The 16,995-nt window shown below is 38.7% G+C and carries 7 protein-coding genes; 4 read left to right on the top strand and 3 right to left on the bottom strand.

The genetic code is table 11. The features are described from left to right. Positions 1-731 precede the first annotated feature (731 nt). A complete protein-coding gene (locus MWU78_RS11330) occupies positions 732-3,143 on the top strand; it encodes an amino acid permease (protein WP_246997848.1) in 2,412 nt (803 codons plus the stop codon). A gap of 395 nt (positions 3,144-3,538) precedes the next feature. Here the strand turns inward: MWU78_RS11330 and MWU78_RS11325 are convergent, their stop codons facing one another. The 3 genes from MWU78_RS11325 to MWU78_RS11315 form a co-directional block, all read right to left on the bottom strand. Beyond that, positions 3,539-4,357, bottom strand: a complete 819-nt coding sequence (locus MWU78_RS11325; protein ID WP_246997847.1) for an AraC family transcriptional regulator — start codon at positions 4,355-4,357, stop codon at positions 3,539-3,541. Positions 4,358-4,683: 326 nt separating this feature from the next. Next, the gene (locus MWU78_RS11320; protein WP_246997846.1) at positions 4,684-6,144 is read right to left on the bottom strand and encodes a sulfatase; all 1,461 of its coding nucleotides are present in this window, start codon (positions 6,142-6,144) and stop codon (positions 4,684-4,686) included. Between the two features lie 96 nt (positions 6,145-6,240). After that, entirely contained in the window at positions 6,241-10,356 is a 4,116-nt protein-coding gene (locus MWU78_RS11315) for a two-component regulator propeller domain-containing protein (protein WP_246997845.1), read from the bottom strand. 281 nt (positions 10,357-10,637) lie between these two features. Here MWU78_RS11315 and MWU78_RS11310 point away from each other — a divergent pair, with 281 nt between their 5' ends. The 3 genes from MWU78_RS11310 (at position 10,638) to MWU78_RS11300 (ending at position 16,813) form a co-directional block, all read left to right on the top strand. Further along, complete coding sequence (locus MWU78_RS11310) at positions 10,638-13,685, top strand: TonB-dependent receptor (protein WP_246997844.1); 3,048 nt, start codon at positions 10,638-10,640, stop codon at positions 13,683-13,685. 11 nt (positions 13,686-13,696) lie between these two features. Next, on the top strand, positions 13,697-15,256 hold the full coding sequence (locus tag MWU78_RS11305; protein ID WP_246997843.1) for a RagB/SusD family nutrient uptake outer membrane protein: 1,560 nt from the start codon (positions 13,697-13,699) through the stop codon (positions 15,254-15,256). 72 nt (positions 15,257-15,328) lie between these two features. Continuing rightward, positions 15,329-16,813: an arylsulfatase gene (locus tag MWU78_RS11300; RefSeq protein WP_246997842.1), complete on the top strand. Its 1,485-nt coding sequence runs from the start codon at positions 15,329-15,331 to the stop codon at positions 16,811-16,813. Positions 16,814-16,995: the final 182 nt, after the last annotated feature.

Genomic DNA, 16,995 nt, shown 5'->3' with positions numbered 1-16,995 from the left:
GGATTTAAGAAATATAGAGAAATTCCTATCCAAACAAAGAGTTGATATTGTTGTAATAATTTTATGCCATATCATTGAGATTTCGGTAAATTTTGCTCTTTCCAAAACGGGAAAGACTGATTTATGTAGGTTAATTTAAATTGTCGGTAGTATCAAATGCACATTGGTTAAATAAATAGTCGATTATAAAGGCCAAGCCTGCCTAATTGGTTAGTTCCCCCGAAAACCTTTTCAGCAAGCTGGCCCGTATGACTGCCTATGGCTATTATTGCACGGAACTGGGTCTCTTTAATTATGATTACCTTCTTATTTCTTTAGGCAAACCTATTCCTATAGAAAGACAATCCCTTACGGTTTTCCGCAAAGGATTAAATTTATGTCAGGAGTGCAGATAACCTGCAGACTAAGATTAAACTGTATTTCGTGTTTTATACAACGATCAGGGGGTGTAGGGAATCTTTTTTTCATGCAATTATTTGGAACCTTGACAAATAGGACCTTTTAATAGCCTTCAATATCGATAAAAGAATACCCTTTTTGTATCTTGTTAGAAGAATCGTAGAAAAAATGGTCCGATGTGGATTGGAGGATTAAATGATCGATGGATTATTTGGAGCCCGCTTTACATGGTTGATTGTGACAGGATTTTAAGAAGGAAGGCCTTATATCCGTCATTAACCGAATTGTAGTGCGCACAATTTTAGCCCAACCAGTATCAATATTTATAACATATGCAGCAGAACTTCGTAAACAAAGTTCAAACTTTCGGTACCGCCCCCGTTTTTTTCACGGCCATTGCCACAATTTTAGGTGCCATTATGTTTCTCCGATTTGGTTTTGCTGTAGGGCAGGTTGGATTTTTGGGAGCTATTGCCATAATTTTAATCGGGCATGCGGTGACCATTCCCACAGCGATGGCCATTGCAGAAATTGCGACCAATCAGAAAGTGGAAGGAGGAGGGGAGTACTACATTATTTCCCGTTCTTTTGGACTGGTTATCGGTTCTACCATTGGCATTGCCCTTTATTTGTCCCAAGCTATAAGTGTAGCTTTTTACGTGATGGCATTTTCGGAGGCGTTCACCATCTTTTTTGATTGGTTGATAGCTACCATATCCATGCCGGATTGGATTGTATGGCTGTTACGGCAGAAACAGACTGTTGGCATACCTGGCCTTTTTCTGCTTACCTATGTTATGCTGACCAAAGGTGCGGATCTAGGTGTTAAGCTGCTGTATACGGTAGTAGCCATTCTTGCTATTTCCTTAGTGGCATTTTTTATTGGCACAACGGAATATAGTAAGTCACATGATTTTGATCCATTTAAGACCAGAGTGGATGTGATGGAAAGACCAGATGCTTTTGTAATTAACCCCACTACATCGGAAGACGCAAATAATTATGGATCTGATAGCCTTACATTAGGGCGACCATTTGAAAATGATCGGAGGGCTGAAATTGGACCGGCCCCAGAAAATAGAAATGAAAATGGACTCCCCGAGGCCATAGGATTTTTCATTGTTTTTTCAATCATCTTTCCAGCTTTTACGGGGATGACCGCTGGAGTAGGATTGTCCGGCGACCTCAAGAACCCTGGAAAATCAATTCCTTATGGAACCTTGGCAGCTACGCTATGCGGAATGCTCATGTACTTCTTAATTGCTTGGAAATTGGCGGTATCGGCACCACCTCAGGAATTGGCAGATACTTCAAGGTTGATTATGGCAGATATCGCCTGGCAGGGCTGGTTGATAATTCCGATCGGACTGGCAGCGGCAACCATTTCCTCGGCTCTGGGAAGTATTATGGTTGCTCCCCGCACGTTGCAGGCCATTGCTCGCGACGGAATTTTTCCTACGCCTAAATTTAACCAGTGGTTATCCAAGGGTAAAGGGAAAAAAGATGAGCCTTATAATGCCTCGGTCCTGACCATTATGATTGCCGGCGTATTTATTCTTATGGGAGCCTTGGATAGTGTGGCACAGATTATATCCATGTTTTTTATGGTAGCCTATGGATCGCTATGTCTTATTTCCTTTTTGAACCATTTTGCAGCCGACCCATCTTACCGGCCAAAATTTAGATCCCGTTGGTACGTGTCCTTGTTTGGGGCCATTAGTTGTTTTGCCCTGATGTTTTTTATGAATGCAGCCTATGCCTTAATAGCCATAGTTATGATATTGATTTTGTTCTTATGGGTTGTGAATTATAATCAGGACAAAAGAAATCTTGCTGTCATTTTTCAAGGGGTTATTTTTCAGCTAAGCCGGCAAATGCAGGTTTTTCTTCAAAAAACGGAAAAAGAAAAAACGCGAAGCTGGCGACCCTCGACCATTGCCATTTCAGAAGATAGTTTTGTTAGATTTTCCGCTTTTCAATTATTACGGTGGATTGCCTATCGTTATGGTTTTGGAACCTATATCCATTACATTAAGGGGTATTTGTCCAAAGAGACCAATCTGGAGGCCGCCAACTGTAAGAAACAATTGATAGCCATGGCAGACGTTAGCAAAAGCAATGTTTTTATAGATACCATAGTTTCCCCATCATTTACCTCTACCGTGGCACAGATCATTCAGTTGCCAGGAATAGCCGGCAAGGAAAATAATCTTCTTTTGTTTGAATATCACAAAAACCATCCTGATAATTTGTTGGATATAGTGGATAATCTTGGACTTATTAAATCTGTGGATTTCGATCTCATTATTTTGGCCAGTTCTGAGCGGGGATTTGGGCTAATGAAGCAGATTCACCTATGGATTTCACCTTATGATTTTGAAAATGCCAATCTTATGATCCTACTTGCCTATATCTTGTTGGGACATCCAGATTGGAAGGAGGCAACAATCAATATTCACGCTGTTTTTCCCGAGGATTCCATAGATGAGGAGCGAGAGCGGCTATTCTTGCTAATCCAAACGGGACAGTTGCCCATTTCCCCAAAAAACATTGAGTTTATTGCCCAGAAATCTGACATTAGTATTAAACATATCATCAATGAGAAATCCAAGGAAGCCGATTTAACCATCGTAGGATTTGTAGAAAAGGCAGTTGAGCACATGGGTGCCAAGGCATTTGACGGTTATGGGGGTATTGGGAACATTCTTTTTGTAAATGCAGCTGAGTCCAAGGAGATTAAATAGTTAGGGTATAAACTCTTTTGCTGTACTAAAAGTTTAATAAATTTCTAAGAAATTTGGATGGGGAACAGATTAGTAATATTCATTTGTTGTCTAAAAAAACAGGCAGGCCTTAATTAGAATATTGTTTGGTTGTTTCTAGATTAAGAATGCTAATTCAAATAAAAAGCAACTTTACATGTACCCGTAAATTTTTATAGGTGGTTGACCTGCCTGTAAACTATAATTTTACAATTCAGCTTAAACAATTAAGCGCGTAAGTTAAGTATAAATATTTTCTTTGTCTTGTACAAATGCGACATAATCAGCAAGGCTTAAGCGGAATACCTGGATTGATGAATTCTATTTTATTAGATCTCCCTCTTTTATGCCATTGAGACAAATGCATGGAAAGGTGCTTATCGTCTTAGAAGGTAATTAATGAAATCCATATCCAACTCCACTATACTGTTGGGGGAAACCTTTAAATATTCTTTTACATATCGGGACATGTGCGATTGGTCAAAATACCCTGCTTTGTCTGCCAGCTGGGACCATGTGACCTCAGGCTGCGCCTGTAACAAATTTATCAAGCATTTAAATTGATAAATTTGGGTGTATACTTTTGGGGACAATCCTATCATTTTTTTGAAGTGTCTTTCCAACGTTTTTCGATGGCAATGACAATTTTGTTCAATTTCCTTTATGGAAACTCCTCCTTTATTATTATGGATAAATTCGAGGACCTTAGGGATGTTATCTATTTCTTTCCCTTTAGTATTTAGACCTATAAAAAAATCATTCAAGACATCGATTTGTCGCTTGTTGTTTTGATCTGCCCTTAATGTACCCAACAGCTTATCAGCTTTCTCTTTGCCAAGAAAGTCATTTAAGGTCATGGACTTGTTTTTTAAGGAAGACATATCGGTCCCAAATAGTTGATGCATACCGAGCGGCTGGAAAAATACCATTATCGTTTTAACTTGACCACTGAGCTGCCCATAAACCGGATAGGTTACTTGTCCGGTAGCCACAGCGTTATCTGTAAAGAAATCTTCTCCTTCTAGTTTTGAAACTACCTTATTCTGAGTGTTGATTGCTTGGATAATAAATCCGCTCAACCCTAAAGGAGGGGAAAAATAGGGCCCGTGGACCCCTTCTGGAATTTCTAATATGCCATAGCTGGCAATATATTCCTGCAGTTGCGGATGAGGAAGATAGGTGGTAGGTTGAGTCATCTATATTTTAAAAGTTGGTAATACTTTATAAAATTAAGGATAAAATAGTCTGGAATAATGTCAATTAACTGATGTTCAGGACTAAAATATCATTTTAAGGCAGGAATATTCAACAATATTATTCAAATACAGCTAAAGCGATGGTTTTATGGAACCGTTGGAGCTTTTAAATTTGGGAGGTAGTTTAAGAGGTTAGCCTTATAACGATCATTGGGAATCCTATAATCTGTTCGGCTATTATATAGAGTAAGTATTTCACCTAATTTGCTATCCTTATTCCATAATTCATATACTACCACGCTAATCATTTTAAAGGATTATAACCATTATTTCCTTTCAACATTTTGAATAATCCTTTGTTCAAAAACTGCATCGTATTCAGGGTTTTTTATGGTAGGTACGGGGGCATTATTTTTAGTTCTCCAAGCTTTGAGGTTTTTAAGTAGTTCTTGTGCCTTTTCCGGATGTTGTTCCGCTAGGTTATTTTTTTCTCCCAGATCTGATTTTAGGTCATAGAGTTCCAAGCGGCCATCTTCAAAGTATTCATGCAATTTCCAATCGCCGGAAATAATCACCGAACCTGGTCTTGTCCTAAATAGTGGGTCGCTGCCTTGATCATGGACTTTGCTATAGTCCTGTAGATAAATGGGAAAATGAAAGAAGAGATCTCTTTCTGTTGTGGTTTTGGCTTCCAAAATGGGATTTAGGTCTATACCGTCCAGTACCTGAGCCCTTTTCGCGGGCTTAACAATTTCTTGCAAGGTGGGGTAAAAATCCAAATTGCTCACTCTGCTCATAGAGCTCGAATTTGGTTCTACCTTTCCAGGCCATTTGATCACTAATGGAACCCTAATTCCTCCTTCATAATAGGAGCCTTTACCGGCACGCAAGGGGTTTTGTTCAGAAATGGCCCTAATTCCTCCATTATCGGAGGTAAATATCACCAAGGTATTATTTTCCAAGCCATTTTTTTTGATTTCCTCAAGCAATTTGCCCACATTTTCATCCATAGAGGCTACCATAGCCGCATAGTCGGGCCTATTTTGTCCATCAGATCTTTTTTTGTTCTTGAACCTTCCTATTAGTTCCTCTTTACCCATTATGGGGGTATGCACGGTATAAAAGGGAAGATAAAGGAAAAAAGTAGTGTCCCGATATTTCTCAACAAAGGAGATGGCCTCGTTCGCAATGCGGTCAGTTAAATATTGACCATCGGGGCCATTGGTAATATGATCAATTTTATATGGTGAAAAGTAACCTCCTTTCCCAGGATTCCCTTTGGAACTGCCACCAATATTAACATCTATACCCTGTATGGCGGGGTCGTTACCAACATGCCATTTTCCAAAACTTCCTGTAATATATCCTGCGGACTTCAACATTTTGGGCAGGGTGTATATGGTATCGTTAAGGTGTTCCGTATTTTCTATAGGTATCAATTTTCGGGTTTTGGAATTACCGCGGTCCGAAGGACTTACAGTATATACGCCGTGTCTGGGCGTATTGAGTCCGGACAGCATGCAAGCCCTGCTCGGGGCGCAATTTGTAGCTCCGGCATAGGCATTGTAAAATACCATTCCTTCATTTGCCAGAATATCCAGATTGGGTGTTTCATAATATTGGCTGCCCATAAAACCTAAATCTTTCCATCCTAAATCGTCTACATTAATTAGTACAATATTGGGAAGAGACTTATTTGTTGGGTTGTCTTTGGAAGACTTGCAGGATAGAAAAGCAGTCGCCAAAACTAAGGCGATAAAGATGTGGTGGTTTTTTATGTGTTTCATACAATAGAGAAATTCTGCTAAGCAGATTCGGAGTTTTAAAAGGAGATTGGGTTAAATTTATCCAAAAACAATTAATTAAGATGTTTTTTCTTCCTTCTAGGTCGAAAATTGTTTTGCATATTCGGTCGGACTCTTTCCGAACTCCTTGCTAAAACATTTACTGAAATATTTTTGATTATTGAAACCGGTCATATAGGCCACTTCTGAAATATACATCTTGTTTTTCTTTAATAATTGGGCTGCTCTTTTTAAACGTATCTGTTTAATGAAGTTAACAGGAGTGTCATCAACTATGGCTTGGAGCTTTCTATATAGATTGGCCCTGCTCATCCCAACTTCCGAGGCAAGGTATTCCACACTCAATAAATTGTCGTCCATAGAATCCTCTATGATTTGGATCAGCTTTTTTATAAACTTCTCTTCATTGGAATCCACGATAATTTCCGAGGGCTCCGGGGTAATTATTTTGCTATACTTTTCTTTAAGTTCCTGTCTGGTAATTAAGGTGTTTTTTACTTTCCATTTTACAAATTCTAAACTGAATGGCTTTTCTATATAATCCTCAGCTCCTAAACTCAGACATTCTATTTTAGTTTCTTCAGAATTTTTTGCGGTCAGCATAAAAATGGGAATGGTATTCACATCATTATTATCCTTAACCCTTTTTAGCATGGATATCCCGTCTTCAATTGGCATTAGTATGTCGCAAATAACCAGTTGGGGTTTTTCTTCAAGTATAGCATCGTAACCCTCTTTGCCGTTCGAGGCTTCAATGACATAGAAATCATGCTTCAATTCCTCCTTGACCATAAATCTTAAGTCATCATTGTCCTCTACAAGTAATATTTTGGGTTTTCCCGACTTTATGGCCTGTGATTTTGATTCAAACTCAGTGGAGACTTCATCAATTACTTGAAATTCGGAATTATGAATAAAACTTTTAGTCAGTGGCTTGCCCGTATTTATTCTTTCTTTTTTATCAAAGGCATTTTTGTTGATCGGGAGAAAAAAGGTGAATTCAGTGAATACACCTTCTTCACTTTCAACCCTAATGGCTCCGTGATGTCTTTCAACAAGTTTTTGGACCAATTCCATCCCGATTCCTGTACCAGGGATTTGGTTGCTATAGGCCTTTGTTGCCTGATAGTATCGGTCGAAAATATGTGGGAGATCCTTTTCAGGGATTCCAATACCGTTATCCTTAACACTGCATTTAATGTATTTTCCATTTCCCTTAAACTTTACCATAGAATATAGATCATGGGAATTGGCAAATTCAAGGGCAACACTGATCTGTCCTTTTTTTTGGGTGTACTTAAATGCATTGGACAATAGATTGAAAAGTATTTTTTCCAAAATATCAACATCGTACCAACCCCTTATTTCTTCCTTTTCGCAGTTGAAATCGTATTTTATTTCATAAATCCTGGCAAAATCGTTAAAGGCATTTTTTATAATGTTTATGTCCTTTACAATATCATTTTTTGAAATGTTTAATTTGAGTTTGCCTTCGTCAAATTTTCTGATGTCCATTATTTGATTGATCAGTCTGTGCATTCTAAGGGTGTTGTTGTAGATGCGTTGGGAGGTAAGTGGGCTTAAGACAAATTTCTTTTCTTTAACCACCTTTTCTATTGTTCCGAGAATTAAGGCCAGGGGCGTGCGCAGTTCATGGGAAATATCAGTAAAAAAGACCATTTTCATTCGGTTAATTTCATTGTCCTTTTCCCTGCTTATGGTCTCGGCTACTAAATTTTTCTTCAATGTATACCATCGCTGAACAAGTATAAAGCTGATATAAATGCAAAGGGATATTAGCAAAGTATAAATAAAATAAGCCATATTGCTTTTCCAATAGGGCGGAGCAATTAAAAAACTTAGTTCTGTTGGCTCCGGATTCCAAACACCGTCGCTATTGGAACTCTTTACTTTAAATGTGTATTTCCCAGGGGGTAGATCATTATAGTTGGCATTACGGTTAGAAGCCTTGGTGTAGTGCCAAAAATCATTAATGCCCTCCAATTTATAGGCGTATTCATTTTTATTGGGGGAGGTAAGATCCAATGTAGAGAATTCAATGGCAATGTTGTTATTGTTAAAAGGCAGCTCCAAATTATAACCGGTACTCTTAGAGGTTAATGCGGACGGTAAGTGCTTTAATTTAGATTCTTCGGCTTTATTACCAAGGATATTGAATTTGGTGATTATAGTATTTGGCAAAAGGTTTGATTTCTGATAATTTTTTGTGTAAACACTATAAAATCCACCAGGACAGCCGAAATAGAGAGTCCCATTCTCCGCATTGGCATGGGAATTAAAAATGAAATGACTTTCAGCAAGGCCATCCTCAATTCCGAAATTCACGAATTTTTCCTCCATGACATTGAAACGTGAAATTCCCCCATGGGTACTTAGCCATAAATTCCCGGTCATATCCATTTCAATACTGGAAATGGTTGATGACAATAAGCCTTCATTTTTGCCAAAGGATTTTATGGTTTTGTCCTGTGCGTTGTAAAAATTTAGTCCACCGCCTCTTGTTCCGATCCATATGTTTCCTTGCCCTGTTTCCAAAAGGCTAAGTATGGCGTTGGAAGAAAGGCCTCCCTTGAGAGTAGGATTGTATGTTTTTATTTCTTCATTGATTAGATCAACTTTAAAAAGACCATCTCCCCTTGTGCCGATCCATAAATTTTGCATTTTGTCTAAATGCATTACCGAAACATTCTTGCCCATTAGTAGGGAAATAGTTTTTAATTTAAAATCTGAAATATTTGCATCAGTATTCACAATGTCGATTCCACCGCCCCATAGGCCCACCCATATTTCATTTGTATGTAAAGGAATAAGGTCCTTTATGCCCTTGGTAAACTGTTTTAGGGTATCTACCTCGAAAGTTTCGTTTTTGTTGTTATAGTTTATGGATTTTAAGAGAGATTTGCCAAACCCGATCAAGAGTTCTTTATTTTCATAATCTTTCTTTACGACGGTGACATTTTCATTGGTAGCCAGTAGGAGTTCGCTGGCGTTTAAAGCTATATTAAACCGGTATAGACCTTTTTCATTTATGGTCATTAGAACCTCTCGGCTATTCTCCTTCATAAACGATTGTGGGAAGAAATTGTTCAAATGCTCATCTATGCTGGTATATTCGAAAATGGAAGTTCTTCCAATATACTTATTTACTCCTTTGTTCGTGGCAATCCATAGGTTGTTATATCGATCAAGTGCCAAAGAGTTGATTCTACTTTCATTGTTGGCAAACTGATTGTTGGAGTTATTTATCTTGTCGAAAGTATATTCATTGTTGTTTCGTATTCCTTTTATTAGGCCGGACTGGGTTCCGATCCATAGGGTTGAGGTTACCTCTTCTTTGACCATTGTGATAATTTCAGGTAAAAGGGATGTGTTGCCTGGAAAATTGGTGTAAGTTTCCAATACTCTTAATTGATTATTCGCCTTGCCATAACCTAGGACAAATAATCCTTCTTTAGTGCTTGCAATAAATGTGTTGTTTTTGGTATTGATTAGAAAATCTGTGCTTTTTAAAAATCCGGTTTTGATCAATTCATTGTCTCTTCCAAAAACCTGTATCCCATTGGGCGTGGCAAACCATAGTCGGCCAAAGTTGTCCTCGGCAAAATGATTGATTTGTTTTTCGTTGGCCCAAATGCTATTTTCTTGTTTGTAGTTAAATTCCGTTTGAAATAAAATGTTCTCGGCCTTTTCATTGGGAATTATTTTTACGACCCCCGTATTACGTAAGTTGGCCCAAATAGTGCCATTTGAAGATTTTCCTAAGACTTTTGAGGTACTGTTTTTGTAATAACCTCTGAACTTGTTTGTTCTTCTATCGTAAAATATTAAGTAGCTTTCACTTCCTATCCATAAATTTCCAAGGTCATCTTCCAGTATAGAGTTTATGCTATTGTTAGGGATCGAATGTTCATCAAAAACATCATATTGATTTTCTATTAGGGTATGACCATCATATCTATAAAGTCCACTATCCGTTCCCAGCCATAGAAACCCCAAATGATCTTCAAAAACAACATTGGTTTTCTTATTAAAGGGAATTCCATTTATATGTAATTTATGAATGTAGGTTCTATTCTCTTGCGCCAAACAGCCTAGATGAAACAGTATTACAAAAAAGTAAATCGTTAAAGTCTTCATGGATTTCAAATTGCGCCTTAAGATATTGCGTGCCATATATAGATGACGTTTTGGTCCGTCCTCCAGGACAATGTTGGATTATACAAGTCTTATTCGATAGATAATAAATGTACGGGTCTATTAATGAGTACAAGGGGACACTATGTCTATATTTTAGGGTAATAATGTTGCAAATTAGGCCATTTAAGCCTTTAAAACAAGAGCATGCAACATAATTGCACCTAATTGGGATTTCTAGTCTTAAATGCCATTATATATTTACACAATGCCGATTGTTGTGGAAAAATCGGTTTTAATATTAACCAACATAAACCAATATGGAATTAAAAAGAATTTTATTATTACTACTGTTTTTCAGTATGGTGGGGCTTCAAGCTCAGCAGATTATAAGCGGAACGGTTGCCGATGAATCTGGCCAGCCTTTACCTGGAGTAAATGTCTTAGTTAAGGGGACTACTACAGGAGCTGTTGCGGATTTTGATGGAAATTACACCATTAAGGCCGAGGAAGGTTCTGTTTTGGAATTTAGGTATTTGGGCTTTATTGCTCAAAGTGTTCAGGTGGGCAAGTCCACAACTATTGATGTAGTGCTTCAGGAAGACGTTTCTCTTTTGGATGAGGTGGTTGTCATAGGTTATGGTACCTCTACCAAAAAAGATTTGGTGTCTTCAGTGTCAAGTATAAAATCTGATGTATTGGAAAACCAGCCAGTGGCTAGGGTAGACCAGGCATTGCAGGGTAGGGCTACCGGAGTAGAGGTTACTTCCAACAATGGAACACCTGGAACAGGGTCTACCATTCGTATTAGGGGTAATAGCTCTATTAATGGCAATAATGATCCTTTATATGTAATAGACGGTTTTATTGCAGGTACCGGTTTTAATCTTAATACGATTAATGTCAATGACATTGCTTCTATTGAAATCTTAAAGGATGCTACCGCTCTTTCCATATATGGAACTAGGGGCGCCTCAGGTGTAATATTGATTACGACCAAGAATGGTAAAGGAATGGCTCCTGGAAAACCAGTAATTGCCATCAATCACTATCAAAGTATTCAGGAAACGGCCAACCGAATCAATATTCTAGGCGGACGGGATTTTATCGATTATAAAAATGAATCTTATCAGTTTGTACCTGGACCTGACGGTTTCGGATTTACGGACACTTCCTTGCCATTGGTTTTAAACCCCGAAAATACTACGACAACCGATTGGTTGGATTTAATAGAGCAACCAGGTTCTATCTCCAATACCGATCTATCCATTACTGGGAATTCTGAAAATGCCAATTATTTTATTTCTGGAAATTACTTTAATCAAAAGGGATTGCTAAGAGGTTCTGGATTGGAAAGGGTAAATTTTAGAACCAATGTGGATGTAAAGGTTTCTGATAGGCTTAAGACCGGGATTAGGACAAACTTAACCCATTATAAAATAGAGAACAGTAAAGTAGATTACGGCAATATTGTTTCCAGCGTATTACCAATTAGACCAGTTTATCTTGAAGATGGAAGTTTCTCTTTTGAAAATCCCATAAGTGCCGGTCTGGAACGAAACCCGGAAGCGGACATACAACATAGAGTAGATCACGACTTGGTTACCCAAATTATTACGAATGCATATGCTGAGTATGAATTGGCAAAAAACCTTTCTTTTAAATCTACTTTTGGTGCACAGTTAAACTATGTTAAGCAGAACAACTACTTGCCAGGGATTTTGCCTGAACGTGTTAATGGTGGTTTTGGTAGGATCAACACCAATTTTTCCAAGAGCTTATTGAACGAGAATACCTTAAATTATGACGTGGATTTGGGGAGCCATTCCTTAAAAATATTGGGAGGTTTTACCTGGCAGAAAGATAATAACGAAAGTACGTTTGCCGAAGCCGATAATTTTCCTAATGACGTAGTTTCGTTTAATAACTTGGCATTGGGTGATTCAGAAACAGCACTGGTTGGTTCGGGATATGGACAACGAACCCTGACTTCTTTCTTGGGTCGTGTCAACTATGGTTACAAAAGCAAATATTTGCTTACCCTTGTAGGACGTTATGATGGGTCCTCTGTATTTGAGACAGGTAATAAATATGCCTTTTTCCCTTCTGTGGGTGCAGCTTGGAACGTTGATGAGGAAGAGTTCATGGTAGATTCCAATGTAATAAATAGGTTTAAAATTAGAGGTAGTTATGGTATTGTGGGGGAACAAGGCGTTGCCGCTTACAATTCCATAGCCACCTATGCCAATACAACTACTGTCTTCAATGGTTCTCAGGTAAATGGAGTACTTGTTGGACAGGTTCCCAGTAGTGGTTTAACCTGGGAGACAACCAAGCAAATGGACATAGGTTTGGAGCTAGGATTTTTGAACAATAGGATTTCTTTTGAAGCCGATTATTATAAAAAGACAACAGATGACCTACTATTATCCGTAGCCCTATCTGGTCAGGTAGGAGCCAATTCAACTACCCAATTGCAGAATTTGGGATCTGTAGAGAACAGGGGCTTCGAATTTGGTCTAAATACCATCAACGTACAGAACAGTAACTTTACCTGGGAGTCCAATTTAAGCATATCCTCGAACAAGAGTGAGATATTGGAGTTGGATGATCAAGAATTTATTTCCTTACAATCTACTGGTAATCAAGGAGGTAATTCAGCCAGGTTGATCGTTGGGGAGGCACTGCCAACTTTTGTAGGGGCTAGATACTTAGGTACCTATAAGACTGCCGATGAGATTACGGCAGATGGTAGGGCGGGGCGCTCCTTTATCGGAGGCCCAAGATATGAGGATGTAAATGGTGATACTAATATCAATGATGAAGATTTTCAGGTGTTAGGTAGTCCGATACCGGATTTTTATGGAGGTTTTAGAAATACCTTTACCTATAAAAACCTGTCTCTCGATGTATTTTTTCACGGTAGCTATGGTGCGGAAATTTTTAATATTCGTAGCCAAACGGCCTATTTTGGTAGGGGCGAACAAAATGTGGATCCCATTGTATTGGACCGTTGGATTGAAGGTGTAAACGAAACTTCCGATATTCCTAGGGCAGGGCCATCAAACAGTCTCTTTAATCCCAATAGTAGCTTGAATGTTGAGGATGGCTCTTATCTACGATTAAAAACTATGACCTTAAATTATAATATTCCTATGGAAGCAAAAGGGCTGGGCGATGTATTCAGCACAATGAATGTTTATGTTACCGGTACAAATCTTTTACTTTGGTCAGACTTTACATTGGGAGACCCTGAAGTAAATAACTTTACCGACCAAAGTGGGTTCAATTCTGTTTCCCAAGGGTTTGCAGCAGGGCAATATCCTTATGCTAAGACAATAACCCTAGGTGTAAAACTACAATTCTAATAAAAACCGATATGAAAACAATAATAACGAACAGATTTTTTGTAGTGCTTATGGGCCTACTGGTTTTGAGCTCATGTGACAAGTTTCTGGAAGAAGACTTACGAGATCAGATTACCCCAGATGCCTTTTTTAACAACGATAAGGAGGCTGAATTGGCTGTTAATGGTGTCTACAGGCTGTATCACGACAATAACCTATACCGCCAACGTGGGCTGGACGATTTTTATACCAGTGGAGCAGATATTCAGGCCGCAAATAGGGATGTTAATGGAGCTATTCACAATTACCTGATTCAAGAAGGCACTTCCGATGGCAATGGTACCTGGATACAGTTGTATCGTGTGGTAAATAATACTACGGAATTTATAACGAATATTGAAGGAAACGAAAATTTGTCAGAAGAAGCCAGGGGCCAGAGGCTGGGAGAATTGCTTTTTCTAAGGGCATTGGCCTATTTTCACTTGACCAATCTGTGGGGAGATGTTCCTTTTTACACAGGGCAACTGCCCGTTTTGGAAAGATCGGTTTTAGGTAGAACGCCAAAAGCGGAAATCAGAAGCGCCATGAAAATAGATTTGACACGGGCATTTGATTTGTTGCCCAGTTCCTATTCCGGCAGTAGTTTGGGTAGGGCTACAAAATGGGCAGCAGCAACACTTAAGGCGAAATATCATCTTTTTGATAAGGAATGGGCATTGGCAAAGGCAGAATGTGATATAGTGATCGATCAAAAAGCACATTCACTTCTGGATAACTATGCCGATGTCTTCGATCAATCAGATCCAAGTAATCAATACAACAACGAACTTATATTCGTTATAGACTTTGAAGCAGATTTAGGAGGTCCACTGAATACGACCAGGACAGACGATTACAACCCTCGTATTAGGGATGAACCTGCAAATCGGAATAAAGATACCGTGGTAGACGGGGTTTCCGGTTCCAAGGTTAATATATTTCAAGGCCTTTTGCGCACAAGAAATGAAGATATGACCGGTTATGGTTGGTCAGTACCTTTACCGGAATTTTCATTACGGGAAAATTGGCAAGATGGGGATTTACGATATGATGCCACCATTGTCACTGAATATTTAGGGTGGAAATTATCTTTCCCATATTTCCGTAAAAACTGGAATTTGGACCAAGAAAATTCGTTGCGTGAAAATCACCCCGAAAACTTTATCGTATTTCGATTAGCTGACGTATATTTAATGGCAGCTGAAGCTGAAAATGAGGCTAATGGTCCCGGTAATGCATATGCTTACGTGAACAAGGTAAGGGAACGCGCTTTTGAACCGGATCAACCTTGGTCTGGAATGTCGCAATCCCAGTTTAGGGAAGCGATGTACGATGAAAGAAAGTTTGAGTTGAGTGCAGAAGGTCATCGTAGAATGGACCTTATCCGTTGGGGTATATTGTTGGAAACAGTTAAATCTGTTCAACACAGAGCTTGGAATAACCCAGGTGCCAACATACAACCGTATCACGTTTTGTTGCCCATTCCACAAAATCAGTTGGAATTGAATCCAAATCTATTGGAGTCGGATCCTACAAATAACGGATATAGATAATGTTATAAAAAAAAATTACTTCCATGGGACAAATTTTCTTTGTCCCATGGAATTTTTGATACCATTCTTATTATGAGACAATTCTCTTATTTAGTTACTATTTTATTATTGATTTTTGGGTTGTTCTCTTGTAAAAACAAGGAGCGACAAACAGACGTATCCAAAAAAAATAGCGGTCAAGAAATAATTGCTAAACCCAATATTATTTACATCTTGGCCGATGATCTGGGGTATGGCGATCTAAGTGCCTACGGGCAGCAGAAGTTTACAACACCTAATATAGATAAGTTGGCCAGGGAGGGAATGCTTTTTACCCAACATTATTCTGGTAGCACTGTATGTGCGCCTTCCAGATCGGCATTGTTGACGGGTATGCATACCGGTCATACCTTTGTGCGTGGCAATAAGGAAATACAGCCAGAGGGGCAATATCCAATACCTGACAATACCTTTACTATGGCAGAAGCCATGAAAAAAGCGGGCTATGTTACGGGTGCCTTTGGTAAATGGGGATTAGGTTACCCAGGTTCTGAAGGAGATCCCTTAAACCAAGGTTTTGATACTTTCTTTGGATACAATTGTCAACGCTTGGGACATAATTATTATCCGCGCCATTTGTGGGCCAATAAGGATTCCTTGGTACTGGAGGAAAATTCAGGAAAGAACAAAGGGGTATATGCACCACAGTTAATTCATGAAAAGACCTTGGATTTTATAGAATTCAACAAAGATAATCCGTTTTTTCTTTATGTAGCTTCCATAATACCACATGCTGAATTGGCGGCACCCGAGGAAATCCTAAAAAAATACAGAGGTAAATTTCCTCCTGAAAAAGCATATAAGGGTGTGGATGATGGACCTGAATACAGAAATGGACCCTACGAATCACAAAAAGAAACCCATGCCGCCTTTGTGTCCATGGTCCATATTTTGGATAATCAAGTTGGCGAAATTATGTCCAAATTGGAACAGTTGGGTATTGCGGATAATACCATAGTAATGTTTACTTCAGACAATGGACCCCATACTGAAGGAGGTGCCGATCCCGATTATTTCAATAGCAACGGTCCTTTTAAAGGAACCAAGAGAGATCTTTATGAAGGAGGTATACGTGTTCCGCTAATTGTAAAATGGCCAGGGCATGTACAGCCAAATACCAGAACCGATCATGTTTCGGCTTTTTGGGACGTATGGCCCACCTTTTCAAATATTGTAGATATGGAAGTCCCCACTTTTTTAGACGGTGTTTCCTTTTTGCCCACCCTTTTGGGACAAGAAAAAAATCAAAAACAACATGAATATCTGTATTGGGAATTTCATGAGAAAGGTGGCAGACAAGCTATCCGAAGAGGTAATTGGAAGGCTGTGAAGTACAATGTGTTCAGTTCTACAGATTCACCAATAGAACTTTATGACCTTGATGCCGACTTGGGCGAAGAGAATGATCTTGCAAAAGATTATCCGGAGGTAGTAGCCGAGATGAAAAATATTTTTGAAGAAGCCAGAACGCCTTCCGAGGTGTTTACCTTTGATCAAGGTACTTATTTAGAAAATTGAATAAGGTTTTGGGAGGGAAAGTAGTGGAACTCTTTTAATGTTGTGTTTACTGGTTATCGGCTTTCCTTTGAAATTTTTCTGTAGAAAAGATTAAGAATTACAACTACAATGCATAGAAAACTTTTTTCATTTTTTGCAATACTTGGTTTATTGAGCCTCTTTCCTGGTTGCAAGCAAAATTC

Origin of the sequence: Arenibacter sp. F26102, from assembly GCF_023015865.1 — a bacterium.
Classification (GTDB): domain Bacteria; phylum Bacteroidota; class Bacteroidia; order Flavobacteriales; family Flavobacteriaceae; genus Arenibacter.
The sequence above is the reverse complement of the archived record's forward strand: the minus strand, read 5'-3'. Positions and strand labels throughout refer to the sequence as shown.